This window comes from Arenibacter aquaticus (assembly GCF_003957295.1).
Classification (GTDB): domain Bacteria; phylum Bacteroidota; class Bacteroidia; order Flavobacteriales; family Flavobacteriaceae; genus Arenibacter; species Arenibacter aquaticus.
This window is the reverse complement of sequence record NZ_RQPJ01000014.1, coordinates 6,812-8,049: the sequence shown is the minus strand read 5'-3', so window position 1 is coordinate 8,049 and position 1,238 is coordinate 6,812. Positions and strand designations below refer to the sequence as shown.

Sequence of the window (1,238 nt, the reverse complement as noted above, 5' to 3'; positions counted from 1 at the left end):
CTTTCTCACCTTGGATACCTTGATCTCCTTTGTCACCTTTCTCTCCAGTTGCGCCAGTGTCTCCTTTGTCACCTTTGGCTCCAGTTTCGCCTTTCTCTCCAGTTGCTCCAGTAGCTCCGGTTTCACCTTGAATACCTTGTTCTCCCTGAGCACCAGTAGCTCCAGTGTCTCCTTTTTCTCCGGTAGCACCAGTGTCACCTTTTTCTCCGGTAGCTCCTGTATCACCTTTTTCACCTTGGATACCTTGATCTCCTTTGGCACCAGTAGCTCCGGTGTCACCCTTCTCTCCGGTTGCACCTGTTGCGCCAGTAGCACCGGTTTCACCTTGGATTCCTTGCTCACCTTGAGCTCCAGTTTCACCTTTTTCTCCAGTTGCTCCAGTAGCTCCGGTCTCACCTTTTTCTCCGGTAGCTCCAGTGTCTCCTTTTAATCCTTGTTCTCCTTGAGCGCCGGTTGCACCTGTTGCGCCAGTCTCTCCTTGGATACCTTGTTCTCCTTTGTCACCTTGGGCTCCTGTATCTCCTTTGTCACCTTTGGCTCCAGTTTCGCCTTTCTCTCCAGTTGCACCAGTAGCTCCGGTATCACCTTTAGCACCAGTAGCTCCGGACTCACCCTTCTCTCCGGTTGCACCTGTTGCGCCAGTGGCTCCAGTTTCACCTTTCTCACCCTGAACTCCTTGTTCTCCTTGAGATCCAGTGTCACCCTTATCTCCTTTTTCCCCTTGGATACCTTGATCGCCTTTGGCACCAGTAGCTCCGGTGTCACCTTTCTCACCCTGAACTCCTTGTTCTCCTTGAGCTCCAGTGTCACCCTTGTCACCTTTTTCACCTTGGATACCTTGTGCACCAGTAGCACCAGTGGCACCGGTCTCACCTTGAATACCTTGCTCACCTTGGGCTCCGGTTGCACCAGTAGCTCCAGTTTCACCTTTTTCACCCTGGATACCTTGATCTCCTTTGGCTCCTGTAGCACCAGTAGCTCCAGTAGCGCCAGTGTCACCTTTCTCACCCTGAACTCCCTGAGCTCCAGTGTCACCCTTGTCACCTTTGGCTCCAGTGGCTCCAGTATCTCCTTTGTCACCTTTCTCTCCAGTTGCTCCGGTTTCACCTTGAATACCTTGCTCACCTTGGGCTCCAGTATCACCTTTCTCACCCTGGATTCCTTGCTCACCCTGAGCACCGGTATCTCCTTTGTCTCCTTTTTCTCCAGTAGCTCCGGTCTCACCTTTTTCTCCGTTT

General features: G+C 52.3%; 2 protein-coding genes. Both read right to left on the bottom strand.

Annotated features, from left to right (window positions below; all coding sequences use genetic code 11):
• Positions 1 to 396, bottom strand: a 396-nt coding sequence (locus EHW67_RS20775) for a hypothetical protein (RefSeq protein ID WP_317126878.1), incomplete at its 3' end; no start/stop codon positions are given.
• Positions 397 to 426: 30 nt separating this feature from the next.
• Positions 427 to 1,238, bottom strand: an 812-nt coding sequence (locus tag EHW67_RS20770; RefSeq protein ID WP_238389938.1) for a hypothetical protein, incomplete at its 5' end; no start/stop codon positions are given.